Raw genomic sequence first — 16498 nt, forward strand, 5'->3', positions numbered from 1 at the left:
TTGACCGCCTTTTTTAGTTTGAACCGGTTACCCGGCCAGACTTATTCCCACTCAATCGTTGCCGGTGGCTTGCTCGACACGTCATACGTAACGCGGGAGATGCCTTCGATTTCGTTGATGATGCGCCCGCTCACGGTTTCAAGCAGTTCGTAGGGCAGGTGTGCCCAACGCGCAGTCATGAAGTCGATGGTTTCTACGGCACGCAGGGCCACAACCCATGCGTAACGACGGCCATCGCCAACAACGCCCACCGATTTCACCGGCTGGAACACTACGAACGCCTGGCTGACTTTGTGATACCAGTCGGCCTTGCGCAGTTCTTCGATGAAGATGTGGTCAGCGCGACGCAGGATGTCGGCGTATTCCTTTTTCACTTCACCCAGGATGCGCACGCCCAGACCCGGGCCCGGGAACGGATGACGGTAGACCATGTCGTACGGCAGGCCCAGTTCCAGACCCAGACGACGGACTTCGTCCTTGAACAGCTCGCGCAGTGGTTCTACCAGCTTGAGGTTCATTTCATCCGGCAGGCCGCCCACGTTGTGGTGCGACTTGATGACGTGTGCCTTGCCGCTTTTAGCGCCAGCCGACTCGATCACGTCCGGGTAGATGGTGCCTTGCGCCAGGTACTTGATGTTGTCCAGCTTGCAGGATTCGGCATCGAACACGTCGATGAAGGTACGGCCGATGATCTTGCGCTTCTTCTCCGGGTCGCTTTCACCCGCCAGATTGCTCAGGAACTGATCGGCCGCGTTGGCGCGGATCACTTTGACACCCATGTTCTCGGCGAACATGGCCATCACCTGCTCACCTTCGTGCAAGCGCAACAGGCCGTTGTCGACGAATACGCAGGTCAACTGATCGCCGATGGCTTTGTGCAGCAAGGCTGCTACCACCGAGGAGTCAACGCCGCCGGACAGACCCAGCAATACATTGTCAGTGCCGACCTGGGCGCGGATGTTGGCAATGGCGTCTTCAGCGATTTTCGACGGTGTCCACAGCGCTTCACAGCCGCAGATGTCGAGAATGAAGCGCGACAGGATGCGACCGCCTTGCTTGGTGTGGGTCACTTCCGGGTGGAACTGCACGCCGTAGTAGCCGCGCTCGTCGTTGTACATGCCGGCAATCGGGCAGCTCGGGGTGCTGGCCAGAATGTGGAAGTCGGATGGCATTTTGGTGACCTTGTCACCGTGGCTCATCCACACGTCGAGGCCAAACAGGCCATCCGCGTCGATGTGGTCTTCGATGCCGTCGAGCAGGCGGCTTTTGCCGACCACGTCTACGCGGGCATAACCAAACTCTCGCAGCTCAGAGCCTTCGACCTTGCCACCCAGCTGTTCAGCCATGGTTTGCATGCCGTAGCAGATACCGAAAACCGGTACGCCAAGGTCAAAAACGGCTTGTGGCGCGCGCGGGCTGTCGGCTTCGTGAACCGATTCCGGGCCACCGGCCAGGATGATGCCTTTAGGGGCGAATTCGCGGATCGCGGCGTCGTCCATGTCGAACGGGTGCAGCTCGCAGTAAACACCGATCTCACGCACGCGACGGGCGATCAGTTGGGTGTACTGGGAACCGAAGTCCAGGATCAGGATGCGGTGAGCGTGAATGTCGAGGGCCATGACAAAATCTCGATTAATTTCAGAAACGACACGGGGCTGAATCAAACAGCCCCGGTGACTTAATTCGTATCGCACCCCGAACTGGCCGGGGCGCGATCACTATCAACCTACGCGATAGTTAGGTGCTTCTTTGGTGATTTGTACGTCGTGGACGTGGGATTCAGCCATGCCAGCGCCGGTGATCCGCACGAACTCGGGTTTGGTGCGCATTTGTTCGATGTCGGCACAGCCGGTGTAACCCATCGAAGAACGCAGACCGCCCATCAGTTGGTGAATGATTGCCGACAGCGAGCCTTTGTACGCCACACGGCCTTCGATACCTTCCGGTACCAGCTTCTCGGCACCTGCGGAGGAGTCCTGGAAGTAACGGTCGGAAGAACCCTGGGATTGCGACATCGCACCCAGCGAACCCATGCCGCGATAAGCCTTGTACGAACGGCCCTGATACAGCTCGATTTCGCCCGGTGCTTCTTCAGTACCGGCAAACATCGAACCCATCATCACGCAGGAAGCGCCAGCGACGATGGCCTTGGACAGATCACCCGAGAAACGAATGCCGCCGTCAGCGATCAAGGGTACGCCGGTGCCTTCAAGGGCAGCGGCCACATTGGCAATCGCGCTGATTTGCGGAACGCCAACGCCAGCCACGATACGCGTGGTGCAGATCGAGCCTGGGCCGATACCGACTTTAACTGCGTCTGCGCCTGCTTCGGCCAAGGCCAGAGCCGCGGCGCCGGTGGCGATATTGCCGCCAATCACCTGCACTTGCGGGAAATTTTGTTTAACCCAACGTACGCGGTCGATCACGCCTTTGGAGTGACCGTGAGCTGTGTCGACCACCACCACATCAACGCCAGCCGCCACGAGGGCCGCAACGCGATCCGCAGTGTCTTTACCCGTGCCGACCGCTGCGCCAACACGCAGACGACCCTGATCGTCCTTGCTGGCCAATGGGTAAGCCTTGGCTTTTTCGATGTCGTTAACGGTCATCATGCCTTTGAGGGCAAATTTGTCGTCAACGATCAAAACACGCTCGATGCGGTGTTTGTGCAACAGCTCGCGGGCTTCTTCTTTGTCCGCGCCTTCCATGACCGTCACCAAACGCTCTTTAGGCGTCATGACGTCACGAACGGAGGCTTCAAGGCGGTTTTCAAAGCGCACGTCGCGGGACGTTACGATGCCGACCAGGTCGCCATTTTGCAGCACCGGAACACCGGAGATATTGTGCTGGCGAGTCAGTTCGAGCAGTTCACGTACGGTGGCATCGGCCTCGATGGTGATGGGTTCTTTAACCACACCAGCCTCGAAACGCTTGACCTTGCGCACTTCGTGAGCTTGCTGCTCGATGGTCATGTTCTTGTGGATGATACCGATACCGCCTTCCTGAGCCATGGCGATAGCCAGACGGGCTTCAGTTACGGTGTCCATTGCAGCGGAAACCAGCGGAATATTCAGTTCAATGCCACGGGTCAAACGAGTCTTTAGACTGACTTCGTTCGGAAGAACCTCGGAATAACCGGGGACGAGAAGGATGTCATCGAAGGTGAGTGCTTCTTGGCTGATACGCAGCATCGCTGGGGCTCCCGAGCGGGAAAATGGAAGCGCGCCATTGTACTTAAAACACCTGTGCGGCTCAACGGAAACCTTTAGAGAGTTTTGCGCTAAGGGCCATGATTTATTGACTTCGAAGGCAGAAATCGATCCGTAGCGGCTGCTGAAGGCCGCGTCCGGCGGTGAAGCGGTCGCAAGGTCAGGCTACTGCGTTACGTCAGGTAAAAACTGGATTCCGGTTTTACGACGGCGTCGCCCCCGCACGCAGCCGCGCAGGCTCGGCAGCGGCTACGCAATCCGGGGGTCACAGTTCGACTTTCACCCACGCCACCGGCTGATCAAGCCAGTCGGCAAACTCATCGAGGAAGCTTTGCTTGAACCCCGCCTCGGCCCAGTTATTGAAGATGAAACCCAGGTTGGAAAACGCGCACGGCTGCAAAAACAAAAAACCGTTGATGTCATCTTCATGGGCGCAGAGCGGGCAGGTGAAGTTATCTGTTCGCCCCGGCATCCAGTCTTCAAGGCTTTCGAACAGTGCTTCGCCAACTTCTTTGCGGCACTCGGCACAACCGGCCTCTTCCAGAAAGCCCTTGGCCGGGGTGTAAATGCAGCGCTTGGTAATGATCTCCAACCCGTTGATCGCCTCACCAAAGGGCAAGGCTTCGGGGTGCAACACCACGCTCGCAGCCCCCGGCGCAATGGCATAAGCCATGCCATTGCCGGTGCGGCCGCAGGTCGTGAGTTCTGCTTCAATGATGTTTTTGCGCACCAGCCAGCGCACGATGGCACGGGCGCGGGGCTCATGCACCGCCAAGGTGGAAATTTTAGGCACGATGATGCTTTGCGAATTCATGGGATACGGCACATATAAGAACAAACCTAAAGGTGTAGTCGCGGTTGCATGCGAGCTTTTTCAGAGCGCGCAGCTTAAAGCCTGATCCCCCAAGGGCCTACTCTTTAGTGCACGCGCCTTAACCCGACAGGTGCAGTGATCAGCATCCGCCCTTATGATGGCCCTCATGATTAAAGACCCTTTTGCAAGACTCAACCTGGACCGCGAAGTCCTGACTGTCAGCCAGCTCAACGGCCGTGCGCGGGTGTTGCTCGAAGACGTGTTCAGCAATATCTGGGTTGAAGGTGAAATTTCCAACCTCGCCCGCCCGGCGTCTGGCCACGTCTACTTCACCCTCAAGGACAGCGGCGCTCAAGTACGTTGCGCGCTGTTTCGCAACAACGCCGCACGGGTGCGCCAAGCGCTGAAAGACGGCCTGGCGGTAAAAGTACGTGGCAAGGTGTCGTTATTTGAAGGCCGTGGCGACTATCAACTGATCCTCGATACGGTAGAACCCGCAGGCGAGGGGGCGCTGCGTCTGGCCTTCGATGCACTCAAAGAAAAGCTCAGCGCTGAAGGGCTGTTCAGTGCCGAGCGCAAGGTGGCCCTGCCCGCTCATCCGCAGCGCATTGGTATTGTCAGCTCGCCCACGGGCGCGGTGATTCGCGACATCATCAGCGTGTTTCGCCGCCGTGCACCGCACATCGAGCTGACGCTGATCCCTACTGCCGTGCAAGGCCGTGAAGCCACCGCGCAAATCGTGCGCGCACTGAAACTCGCCGATGCGCGCGGCTTTGATGCGCTGATCCTGGCCCGGGGCGGTGGCTCGCTGGAAGACCTGTGGTGCTTTAACGAAGAAGCCGTGGCCCGCGCCATTGACGCCTGCGTGACCCCTGTCGTGAGTGCCGTCGGCCACGAAACCGACGTTTCGATCAGCGATTTTGTGGCCGATGTGCGCGCGCCCACCCCCTCCGCCGCCGCCGAGTTGCTGGCTCCGGACACCCGGGACTTGCAGCACCGCATCGACAACCTGCATCGCCGCCTGGTGATGCGCATGCGCGACCGTTTAATGCGTGAGCGCTTGCGCCTGGACGGCCTGGCGCGTCGTTTACGCCACCCCGGCGAACGTTTGCGCCAGCAAGCACAACGGCTGGATGACCTGGACATGCGCCTGCGCCGCGCATTCGAGCGTAATCTCAATATCCGTCGCGAGCGTTTGATTCGCCTCCAAACCCGTCTGGCCGGTCAGCATCCGGGGCGCCAATTGGCGCTCTTACGCCAGCGTCTGGACAGCCTGGCCGAGCGCTTGCCACGCGCCATGCGCGAAGGGCTCAAGGCCCGTCGTTTGCAATTGCAAAGCCAGATGCAAACCCTGCATGTGGTCAGCCCGCTGGCCACGCTGGGGCGCGGTTACAGCATCTTGCTCGACGAGCGCGGCAATGCCATTCGCAGTGCCGGGCAAACCCATAACGGCCAACGCTTGAAGGCCAAACTGGGTGAAGGCGAGTTACACGTGCGCGTTGAAGATAACCACCTCACGCCTGTCACCCTTTCATTACTGGATTGATCAATGCTGCGCTTTGCCTCTGCTGTTTTGTTGTTGTGCCTGACCGTCACTGCGAACGCGGCTGACAGTTACATCACCCGATTACTGAACAAACCTGTGCCGGGGGGCGTTGCCGTGATCGAGCTGGGCAAAGGTGCGCAAGCCCCCAAAGCCACCTATCAAGGCAAGCCGGTATTGGTGGTCAAAGAACAAGACACATGGCGTGCCATTGTCGGCATCCCGCTGACGGTAAAACCCGGCACTCAGCTCATCAGTTCGGCCGGGCGCGACCTGAGCTTCACAGTGGGCTACAAAAAATACCCCGAGCAACGCATCACGCTGAAGAACAAGCGCCAGGTCAATCCGAACCCGGCGGATATCAAGCGCATCGACAATGAACTGGCGATTCAGATCAAGGCGTATCGCACGTTCAGCCCCAACACCCCGAGCAACCTGCTGTTGGACAAACCGGTCAACGGACCGTTGTCGAGCAAGTTTGGTGTGCGCCGATTCTTCAACGGCGAAGAACGCAACCCGCACGCAGGCCTCGACTTTGCAGTGCCAGCCGGCACGCCGATCAAAACGCCAGCAGCCGGCAAAGTGATTTTGATCGGCAATTACTTCTTCAACGGCAACACCGTGTTTGTCGACCACGGCCAAGGCTTCATCAGCATGTTTTGTCACATGTCCAAGATCGACACCCAGGTTGGCCAGCAACTGGCCCGTGGTGAGGTGGTAGGTAAAGTGGGTTCAACCGGTCGCGCCACAGGGCCGCACATGCACTGGAACGTCAGCCTGAATGATGCACGCGTAGACCCGGCCATCTTTATTGGGGCTTTCCAGCCGTAACCATTCGGCAGCGCTTGAGCAGCACAAAACGCCCAACTACCTTTATGGAGCGCAATCCCTGTCAACAAAAGACATGTATTGCGCGATAAAAACTCGTAGAGCGACGATATTCGAGCATTTATCTCAATCTTTTTTGGCCGCTTGCCATCTTTACGGGCAATGGTTAGGGTTGAGGCCATGAACACACCTCACACCCTCATTCTGCTACGTCAACATCGCAGCCTTTGCCTCGTCAGTGCACGACTGCAAGGCTGATTGCGGTGCCTCGCCCCTCTGCTTTGTATCTACGGTTAGCCGCCTTTTTTCGGCTCGTACAATAAGGATTGCCTGATGACCATGCTCAAAAACCCTTCTTCCAAGTACCGCCCGTTTCCGGTCATTGATTTGCCTGACCGCACGTGGCCGTCGAAAACCATCACCAGCGCGCCAATCTGGTGCAGCTCTGATCTGCGCGACGGCAATCAGTCGCTGATCGAACCGATGGATGCCGCGAAGAAGCTGCGTTTCTGGAAAACGCTGGTCAGCGTTGGCGTAAAAGAAATTGAGGCGTCGTTCCCGGCCGCTTCGCAAACCGACTTTGATTTCGTGCGCACGCTGATCGAAGACGGTCACATCCCTGACGACACCACCATTCAAGTGCTGACCCAGGGCCGTGAAGACTTGATCGCACGCACATTCGAATCCTTGCGCGGGGCGAAAAAAGCCATCGTTCACTTGTACAACGCGACATGCCCGGCCTTTCGCCGCATCGTGTTCAATCAGGACAAGGACGGCATCAAAGAAATCGCCGTCAGCGCGGCCAAACTGTTCGTCAAATACGCCGCGCAACAACCTGAAACCCAGTGGACGTTCGAATATTCGCCTGAGACCTTCAGCGCCACGGAGCTGGAGTTCGCCAAGGAAGTGTGTGATGCCGTGATCGAGGTGTGGAACCCGACGCCTGAGCACAAGATGATCCTCAACCTGCCCGCCACCGTTGAGTGCGCCACCCCAAACATTTATGCCGACCAGATCGAATGGTTCGGTCGCCATATCAATCGCCGTGACAGCGTGCTGATCAGCCTGCACACCCATAACGACCGTGGCACAGGGGTTGCGGCAACCGAGCTGGGCCTGTTGGCGGGCGCTGACCGCGTGGAAGGCTGCCTGTTCGGTAATGGCGAACGCACCGGCAACGTCGATCTGGTCACCGTGGCACTGAACATGTACACCCAGGGCCTTGACCCGCAGCTGGACTTCTCGGACATCGACGGCGTACGCAAAGTCGTTGAAGAGTGCAACCAGATCCCGGTTCACCCACGTCACCCCTACGTGGGTGATTTGGTGCATACCGCATTCTCCGGCTCGCACCAGGATGCGATCCGCAAAGGCTTCGCCCAGCAGAAACCGGATGCCCTGTGGGAAGTGCCGTACTTGCCTATCGACCCGGCGGACATTGGCCGCAGCTACGAGGCGGTTATTCGCGTCAACAGCCAGTCCGGCAAAGGCGGGATTGCTTACCTGCTGGAGCAGGAATACGGCATCAGCTTGCCGCGTCGCATGCAGATCGAGTTCAGCCAGGTGGTTCAGCGTGAAACCGACCGCCTGGGCCTTGAGATGACCGCCAAACAAATCCACAGCCTGTTGCACAGCGAGTACTTGCAAGCCAACACGCCTTACGCACTGGTCAGTCATCGCCTGCAAGAAGAAAACGGCCACAGCGCTGTTGATGTTGAAGTGTCGGCCAAGGGTGCAGGTGAAACTAACCTGCGCTGGAGCGGTAAAGGCAACGGTGCTCTGGAAGCACTGGTGGCAGGTCTGCCGGTCAAGGCAGAGATCATGGACTACAACGAGCATGCGATCGGCGCGGGCACCCACGCCAAAGCGGCAGCGTACATCGAGCTGCGCGTGAATGGCGAACGTGCCGTGCATGGCGTGGGCATTGATGAAAACATCACCACCGCCAGCTTCAAGGCCCTGTTCAGTGCGCTGAACCGCGCCTTGAGCGAGGCGCAGGAAAAAGCCGCGTAAACGCGCTGCCTGATACACGAAAAGCCCCCATGACGTGAGCCATGAGGGCTTTTTCGTGTGTGTTGTGTGCAAAGCCGGTCGTCGCTGCCGCAGGCTGCGATGACGCAAAATAGACCTGCAAAAATCAGGGCTACTGCGCCATCCATCGCAGCCTGGCGGCAGCGACTACCCGATGCGCCGGTTAACGCAGCTCAAAATCGTCGGCATCCAGATCCGCCGGAAAACGCTCACGGTAAGCGGCCAACTCGCCCGCACTCAGGCTCATCTTAAACACGCCATCCGCTTCGCCTGCACTGAGCAACGATTCACCCTGAAAATCAAAGATATGGCTGTCACCGGTGTATACGAGGCCCTTGCCATCGGCACCTACCCGATTGACGGCTGCCACATAACACAGGTTTTCAATTGCCCGCGCTGGCAACAGACGGTTCCAGTGCAGGCGACGCGCCCCCGGCCAGTTGGCCGTGTACAACAGCAGGTCGGTGTCGTGGGGGTCGCAACTCCACACCGGGAAGCGCAGGTCGTAGCAAATCAGCGGACGAATACGCCAGCCCTTCACTTCGAACTGAACCTGGCGCTCACCCGGGGTGAAGTGTTCGTGTTCACCCGCCATACGGAATAAATGCCGTTTGTCGTAGTGCAACACTTCGCCATCAGGGCGAGCCCACAACAGGCGATTGCGGTGGCTGCCGTCCACCGCCTTGATGATCACGCTGCCCGTGATGACTGCATTGAGCTTTTTAGCCTGCTGACGCAACCAGTCGGTCGACGGGCCATCTTCAGGCTCAGCCAGGGTTTTGGAATCCATACTGAAGCCTGTGGTGAACATTTCGGGTAACACCACCAGGTCAGCGCCCTGGGCCTGAACCAGCAGGTCATCGAAATGATCAAAGTTGGCCTGTCGGTCGTGCCAGGCCAGCGTGGTTTGCACCAGCGCTACGGTTAAATCGGGTAAACCACTTAGATCACGCATAGTTTTTCTGCTGCTTCACGCAGCGTCTCCTCGCGTTTTGCAAAACATAGGCGAACCAGCCGCTGCCCTTCGGGCGGGGTCTGGTAGAACACCGAAACCGGGATGGTCGCCACGCCATGTTCGCGGGTCAGCCAAATGGCCATGTCGACATCATTGAGGTCCGGACGAATTTGGGAGTAATCAACCAACTGGAAATACGTGCCTGCCACCGGTTTAAAGGTGAAACGTGATGGGGTTAACAGGTCACAAAATAGGTCACGCTTGGCCTGGTAAAAGGCCGGTAACTCTTCAACATGTTGCGGGCAGGCCGCCATGAAATCAGCCAACGCATATTGCAGCGGCGTCACCCCGCAAAAGCTCACGTACTGATGCACTTTGCGCAGTTCGCCCGTCAACGCGGGCGGCGCCACTACGTAGCCGGTTTTCCAGCCGGTCACGTGGTAGGTTTTGCCAAAAGAGCTGACAACGAAAGCACGATGGTACAACTCGGGATGTGACAGAACACTGACGTGGGGCACCCCGTCGAACACCAAATGCTCATACACCTCATCGCTGATGAGGTAGATGTCACGGTTTTCGATAAGTGTGGCCAATTGGTCCAGTTCAGCGCGGGTAATCAGCGCACCACTGGGGTTATGCGGGCTGTTGAGGATGATCATGCGCGTACGCGGACTCAAGGCATCCTCAAGCTTTTGCCAGTCAATCGCGAAGTCGTCCAGCGCCAACGGCACATGCACGCAACGGCCGCCGGCCAATACGACTGAGGGTTCATAACTGTCATAGCACGGGTCAAACACAATGACTTCGTCACCGGCATGAATCACCGCCTGAATGGCACAAAAAATGGCTTGGGTTGCGCCCGGCGTGATGGTCACTTCGGTGTCTGGATTGACCTGTACGCCATAGCTGCGTGCAATCTTGGCTGCCACTTGCTCGCGCAAGGCAGGTAAGCCGGTCATCGGGGAATATTGGTTGTGACCGCTGGCGATGTGCTTGCCCACTGCATCGCGCAGCGCTTGTGGACCATCGAAATCGGGGAAGCCCTGAGACAAGTTGAGCGCACCCGTTTGTGTCGCGAGCTGCGACATGCGCGTAAAGATAGTGGTGCCGACGTTCGGCAACTTGCTGGTCATCATGGCCGTTCCCTGTTGAGTTCCCGGCACTGACTGCGGCACAGGACCCACCGAGGATAGCCCAAACGCCTGACACGAAAAAGGGTCCTTTCGGACCCTTTCTCATTACGCTCTACGCGTGCGCGATCAACGCTTGTCTCTGCGTTTTTTGTCGGCTTTCTTGTGGTGCGACATCATACGGCGCTTCTTGTTGACCTGACGGTCGGTCAAGGAGTTCTTGTTGGCTTCGTACGGGTTCTCGCCACCTTTGAACTCGATGCGGATAGGCGTACCCACCAGCTTCAAGACACGACGATAGGTGTTTTCGAGGTAACGGACGTAAGACTTCGGCACCTTCTCAACCTGGTTACCGTGAATCACGATAATCGGCGGGTTGGCACCACCCAAGTGGGCATAACGCAGTTTGATGCGACGGCTGTTGACCATCGGCGGTGCGTGCTCGCCCACTGCGTCTTCCAGGATCTGGGTCAGACGGTTGGTTGGCCAGCGGGTAACTGCCGACTTGAAGGAGTTTTGCACCGATTGGTACAAGTTACCGACGCCGGTGCCGTGCAAGGCCGAGATGAAGTGAATGTCAGCAAAGTCGACAAAGAACAGGCGACGCGTCAATTCGACTTTGACGAACTCACGCTCGCTTGGGGTCATGCCGTCCCACTTGTTGATGGCGATGACCAGAGCACGACCGGCCTCCAGCGCAAAGCCCAACAGGTTAAGGTCGTGGTCTACCACGCCTTCACGGGCATCCATCACAAAGATCACCACGTTGGCGTCTTTGATCGCTTGCAGGGTTTTGACCACGGAGAATTTTTCAACTTCTTCGTGGATCTTGCCGCGCTTGCGCACACCGGCGGTGTCGATCAGCGTGTACTTCTCGTCGTTACGCTCAAACGGGATGTAGATACTGTCGCGGGTTGTGCCGGGCTGGTCGTACACAATGACGCGGTCTTCACCGAGCATGCGGTTCACCAGCGTCGATTTGCCTACGTTCGGGCGACCGATGATGGCGATCTTGATGCCGTCTTTTTCGCTAGGGCCAGGAATGCGCTTGGCTTCCTCACCTTCGAGTACGACTTCTTCTTCGCCGTCTTCTGGCTCTTCTTCATCACGCGGGAAGTTGCTCAGGGCAATTTCCAGCATCTGCGTGATACCACGACCATGGGCACCGGCGATTGGAATCGCGTCGCCCATACCCAAGGGTGCGAACTCGGCGCGGGCCATGTCCGGGTCGATGTTGTCGACCTTGTTGGCAACCACGTACGAGCGCTTGTTACGTTTGCGCAGGTGTTCACCGATCATCTGGTCAGCGGCAGTGAAGCCCGCTTTTGCATCAACCAGGAACAGCACAACATCCGCTTCTTCGATAGCCAGCAGCGACTGCTCGGCCATCTTTTCGTCCATACCGTGCTCGTCACCGGAAATACCGCCGGTGTCGACCAGAATGTAGGAACGCCCTTGCCACTTGGCCTCACCGTATTGGCGATCACGGGTCAGACCGGACAAGTCGCCGACGATAGCGTCGCGAGTCCTGGTCAGGCGGTTGAACAAGGTGGACTTGCCGACGTTAGGTCGGCCCACCAGGGCGATTACGGGAACCATGCGGCTCTCCACTTCGTTATTTCAGAAAATACAAAAGCCGCTGCAAGGCAGCGGCCAGAGTTCGGAACAGCACAAATGTGCCGCAAGCCTTGCCAGAGCAAGGCTGCTTGAAACCCTAGAGTCTCAAGCATAGACGCCTTAGCGAATGGTCAGGGCTTCCAGTTTGCCGCTGTTACCAAACACGTAAATCATGTCACCGACCACCAGCGGACGCGCCCGAAGGCCATCACTGTCAATGCGGGTACGGCCTACGAAACGGCCATCAACCTGGCTCAACAGGTGCAGATAGCCTTCCATGTCGCCAACCGCTACATAGCTGGAAAACACTTCTGGCGCCGACAATTGACGGCGAGCCAGAGCATCGTTGCTCCACAGGGCGGTGGTCGAACGCTCGTCAACGCCTTCGACAGTGCCGGATGCCAAGCTGACATAGACGCTGCCAAAACCTTGAGCGACACCTGCGTAGCTCGAAGCATCGCGCTGCCACAGCACACGGCCGCTTTCCAGCTCCAGTGCGGCCATACGGCCCTGATAACTGGCGACATACAGCGTGCCACCGGACAGCAGCAGACCGCCGTCGATGTCTACGATGCGCTCAAGCTCGGAACGGCCTTGCGGGATCGCAACACGTTGCTCCCATACAGGCACACCGTTTTGCGTATCCAGCGCAACGACTTTACCGGTCGAAAGACCTGCCACTGCCAAGTGATTGGTCACCAACGGTGCACCCGTACCGCGCAGTGTCAGCACGCCAGGCGTGCTGTCATAGGTCCAGCGCTGCTCACCGGTCGATGCATCAAGACCGATCAGACGATCGTCCTGAGTTTGAACAACAACCACGTCACCGTTGGTTGCTGGCGGCGCCAGTACTTCGCTGGTAACACGGGAACGCCATTTTTCTTCGCCATTGCTGGCGTCGAGCGCAACCACTTCACCTTGCAAGGTGCCCAGCAGTACCAGGCCATAGCCAGCGCCCACGGCACCGGACACCGGCAGTTCGAGGTCTTTCTTCCACTTGACGTCACCGGTCATGCGATCCAGCGACATCACCACACCCGTTACATCGGCCGCGTACAGGGTATTACCGTCAACCGCTGGCACCAGCATGTTGTAGGTTTTGCCCTGGCCATCACCGATCGAACGGCTCCACTGCTTTTGCAAGACGACTTCTTCTTTGAAGTCAGTCAGTGCAGCCGGTGGCAGTTCTTTTTTGCTGTTGCTGCTGCAACCCGCGGCCAATATGACCAGAGCCAGCAATGCTGCATGTTTCCAACGGTTCACGTTACGCATCCCCTTTGGCCAGGTCGTCGAGCTTGATTTGTAAGCCGCCGACCGCTGCTTCATCCGACAGCGCAGCTTTGGCTTTTTCGTAGGCTACACGTGCGTCTTCAGTACGGCCTTGCTGTACCAGCAAGTCGCCCTTGAGTTCTTCACGACTGGCCAGGAATGCTTTGTCCGAATCACCTTCAAGCAGCTTCAAGGCCTCATCGACCTTGTTTTGTGCGGCCAGAACCTGAGCCAGACGCTGACGCGCCACTTCACCCAACGTGGCGTTGGCTGGTTTTTCAACAATGGCGTTCAGCTCATTGGCTGCGTCATCCAGCTTGCCGCTCTCAACCGCAACCTTGGCAACGAACAAACCGCCAAACTGCGCGTAGGCACTGCCGCCGTACTCACTCTTGAGCTTGTTGGACAGGTCAGCCACACGGGCTGTATCGGGCTGCCCCGTTGGCGTCAGTGTTGTTTCAAGCAGTTGTTGGTAGAGAATCGACGCACCCTGCGACTGATTGCTCTGATATTTGTGCCAAGCCTGCCAGCCGAACACCACCACCAGCGCCAACAAGCCGCCCGTGACCAGGGGTTTGCCGTTGCGCTGCCACCAGTCTTTCAACTCGCCCAGCTGATCATCATCGTTACTCGACACCCCAACACTCCTTATTCGATAAATCGGCTGTTTTTACAGCTTCAACCCTGCACAACGCAGGTGGCCAAGTGCTCGGAAAGAGCATCCCAGGCAATAGTTTGTTGTTCGCCCTGGCCACGCAGGGGTTTGACACCTACCACTTGCTGGGCCAATTCGTCGTCACCCAGGATCAATGCGTACAAGGCACCGCTCTTGTCGGCTTTCTTGAATTGGCTTTTGAAGCTGCCAGCGCCCGCATTGACTTGCAGACGCAGGCTGGGCAACTGATCACGGACACGTTCGCTCAGGGCAAGCGCGGCCAGTTCAGCGGCTTCACCGAAGGCGCACAGGTAAACATCCACCTGTCGCGAGATTTCTTGCGGGATCTGCTCAAGGGTTTCGAGCATCAGGATCAAACGCTCGATCCCCATGGCGAAACCAACGCCGGAGGTGGGCTTGCCACCCATTTGCTCCACCAGGCCGTCATAACGGCCACCGGCACACACGGTGCCTTGGGCGCCGAGTTTGTCAGTGACCCACTCAAATACGGTTTTGCTGTAGTAATCGAGCCCGCGTACCAGCTTGGGATTGATGACATAAGGAATGCCGGCAGCATCGAGACGTGCCTTGAGGCCCTCAAAATGCACACGGGATTCTTCGTCGAGGTAATCCACCAGCTTCGGCGCATCAACCAGTACCGCTTGAGTGTCGGCATTTTTGGTGTCGAGTACACGCAGCGGGTTGGACTTGAGGCGACGCTGGCTGTCTTCGTCCAGCTCGCTCAGGCGCGAAGTCAGGTAGTGGACCAATGCATTGCGATAGCGCGCACGGGCTTCGCTGGTGCCCAGGCTGTTGAGTTCCAGCTTGACCGCATCACGAATCCCCAGCTCACCCCACAGGCGCCAGGTCAGCACGATCAGCTCGGCATCAATGTCCGGCCCATCGAGGTTGAACACTTCGACACCCACTTGATGAAACTGGCGATAACGGCCTTTTTGCGGGCGCTCGTGGCGAAACATCGGGCCGACGTACCACAGCTTCTGAACCTGACCGCCACCGGTGATGCCGTGCTCAAGCACTGCACGCACACAGGCCGCGGTGCCTTCGGGGCGCAGCGTGAGCGAATCGCCGTTGCGGTCTTCGAAGGTGTACATTTCTTTTTCGACGATATCGGTGACTTCACCGATCGAGCGCTTGAACAGCTCGGTGAACTCGACGATCGGCATACGGATCTGCTTGTAACCGTAGTTATCCAGCAAACGCGCAACCTTAGCTTCAAAGAAGCGCCACAGGGGCGTCTGCTCAGGCAGGATGTCGTTCATGCCACGAATGGCTTGCAGTGACTTGCTCACAGTAAATCCTTAATTCGTTTGATTAGCCGCGCGCGATCACAGCAGCGTCAGCTTCGACCTTTTCGGCCGCTTTCTGGCGGATCAATTTTTCGAGTTGATCCACCAGATTTTCATTCGTCAATTTCTGCGACGGCTTACCGTCGATGTAAATCAGGTTTGGCGTACCACCGGTCAAACCCACATGGGCCTCTTTGGCTTCGCCGGGGCCGTTTACTACACAGCCAATCACAGCAACATCCAAGGGAACCAGCAAGTCTTCAAGGCGCCCTTCCAGTTCGTTCATGGTTTTTACCACGTCGAAGTTCTGGCGCGAACAGCTTGGGCAGGCAATGAAATTGATGCCACGCGAACGCAACCGCAGGGATTTGAGAATGTCGTAGCCGACTTTCACTTCTTCCACCGGGTCGGCAGCCAACGAGATGCGAATGGTGTCGCCAATGCCTTCGGCGAGCAGCATACCTAGGCCCACGGCAGATTTCACTGTGCCTGAGCGTAATCCGCCCGCTTCAGTGATACCCAAATGCAGCGGCTGCACAATTTCTTTGGCCAACAGACGGTAGGCTTCAACGGCCATGAACACATCGGACGCCTTCACACTGACTTTGAAGTCCTTGAAATTCAGACGTTCAAGGTGTTCAACGTGGCGCAGGGCCGACTCAACCAAGGCTGCCGGGGTCGGTTCGCCGTACTTTTTTTGCAGGTCTTTTTCGAGCGAACCCGCGTTAACACCGATGCGGATCGGAATACCACGATCACGCGCCGCATCAACCACTGCACGCACGCGGTCTTCGCGGCCGATGTTACCGGGGTTGATACGCAGGCAGTCCACACCCAATTCCGCCACGCGCAAGGCGATGCGGTAATCGAAGTGGATATCGGCAACCAACGGTACTTTTACCAATTGCTTGATGCGGCCAAACGCTTCGGCAGCGTCCATATCAGGCACGGAAACCCGCACGATATCGACACCGGCAGCTTCCAGACGATTGATTTGCGCAACGGTGGCGGCTACATCGTTGGTGTCGCTGTTGGTCATGCTTTGTACGGCAATAGGGGCATCGCCACCCACTGGCACTGAGCCGACCCAGATTTTTCGCGATTCGCGACGTTTGATTGGAGATTCGCCGTGCATGA

The 16498-nt window shown here is 57.7% G+C and carries 13 protein-coding genes; 3 read left to right on the top strand and 10 right to left on the bottom strand.

Annotated features, from left to right (window positions below):
• Positions 1–41: 41 nt before the first annotated feature.
• The 3 genes from guaA to AP059_RS19025 form a co-directional block, all read right to left on the bottom strand.
• Entirely contained in the window at positions 42–1619 is a 1578-nt protein-coding gene (gene guaA, locus AP059_RS19015) for a glutamine-hydrolyzing GMP synthase (protein WP_059764991.1), read from the bottom strand.
• A 102-nt stretch (positions 1620–1721) separates the two neighbouring features.
• Positions 1722–3191: an IMP dehydrogenase gene (gene guaB, locus AP059_RS19020; RefSeq protein ID WP_059764994.1), complete on the bottom strand. Its 1470-nt coding sequence runs from the start codon at positions 3189–3191 to the stop codon at positions 1722–1724.
• Positions 3192–3474: 283 nt separating this feature from the next.
• Entirely contained in the window at positions 3475–4023 is a 549-nt protein-coding gene (locus AP059_RS19025) for a hypothetical protein (protein ID WP_048362618.1), read from the bottom strand.
• Positions 4024–4189: 166 nt separating this feature from the next.
• Here AP059_RS19025 and xseA point away from each other — a divergent pair, with 166 nt between their 5' ends.
• The 3 genes from xseA to leuA all read left to right on the top strand — a co-directional run bounded on the left by xseA (position 4190) and on the right by leuA (position 8407).
• Complete coding sequence (gene xseA / locus AP059_RS19030; protein ID WP_059765198.1) at positions 4190–5569, top strand: exodeoxyribonuclease VII large subunit; 1380 nt, start codon at positions 4190–4192, stop codon at positions 5567–5569.
• 3 nt (positions 5570–5572) lie between these two features.
• Positions 5573–6397, top strand: a complete 825-nt coding sequence (locus tag AP059_RS19035) for a peptidoglycan DD-metalloendopeptidase family protein (RefSeq protein ID WP_059764996.1) — start codon at positions 5573–5575, stop codon at positions 6395–6397.
• A gap of 330 nt (positions 6398–6727) precedes the next feature.
• A complete protein-coding gene (leuA, locus tag AP059_RS19040) occupies positions 6728–8407 on the top strand; it encodes a 2-isopropylmalate synthase (protein ID WP_059764998.1) in 1680 nt (559 codons plus the stop codon).
• 181 nt (positions 8408–8588) lie between these two features.
• On the opposite strand, the gene AP059_RS19045 is transcribed toward leuA, so the two are convergent.
• The 7 genes from AP059_RS19045 to ispG form a co-directional block, all read right to left on the bottom strand.
• Positions 8589–9380: an amidohydrolase gene (locus tag AP059_RS19045; RefSeq protein ID WP_059765000.1), complete on the bottom strand. Its 792-nt coding sequence runs from the start codon at positions 9378–9380 to the stop codon at positions 8589–8591.
• Positions 9368–10516: a pyridoxal phosphate-dependent aminotransferase gene (locus tag AP059_RS19050; protein ID WP_059765001.1), complete on the bottom strand. Its 1149-nt coding sequence runs from the start codon at positions 10514–10516 to the stop codon at positions 9368–9370. The genes AP059_RS19045 and AP059_RS19050 overlap by 13 nt, the downstream gene beginning before the upstream one ends.
• Positions 10517–10639: 123 nt before the next feature.
• Positions 10640–12109 (bottom strand): ribosome biogenesis GTPase Der, encoded by a 1470-nt coding sequence (der, locus tag AP059_RS19055; protein WP_048362614.1) that lies wholly within the window; start codon positions 12107–12109, stop codon positions 10640–10642.
• A gap of 138 nt (positions 12110–12247) precedes the next feature.
• Positions 12248–13399 (bottom strand): outer membrane protein assembly factor BamB, encoded by a 1152-nt coding sequence (gene bamB / locus AP059_RS19060; protein WP_059765003.1) that lies wholly within the window; start codon positions 13397–13399, stop codon positions 12248–12250.
• Complete coding sequence (locus tag AP059_RS19065) at positions 13392–14033, bottom strand: tetratricopeptide repeat protein (RefSeq protein ID WP_059765005.1); 642 nt, start codon at positions 14031–14033, stop codon at positions 13392–13394. Before AP059_RS19065 ends, bamB begins: the two co-directional genes overlap by 8 nt.
• Before the next feature lie 41 nt (positions 14034–14074).
• Complete coding sequence (gene hisS, locus AP059_RS19070; protein ID WP_059765007.1) at positions 14075–15364, bottom strand: histidine--tRNA ligase; 1290 nt, start codon at positions 15362–15364, stop codon at positions 14075–14077.
• A gap of 22 nt (positions 15365–15386) precedes the next feature.
• Entirely contained in the window at positions 15387–16496 is a 1110-nt protein-coding gene (gene ispG, locus AP059_RS19075; protein WP_048362610.1) for a flavodoxin-dependent (E)-4-hydroxy-3-methylbut-2-enyl-diphosphate synthase, read from the bottom strand.
• Positions 16497–16498 lie beyond the last annotated feature (2 nt).

The sequence above is a fragment of the Pseudomonas sp. TAA207 genome (assembly GCF_001529285.1).
Lineage (GTDB): Bacteria > Pseudomonadota > Gammaproteobacteria > Pseudomonadales > Pseudomonadaceae > Aquipseudomonas > Aquipseudomonas weihenstephanensis.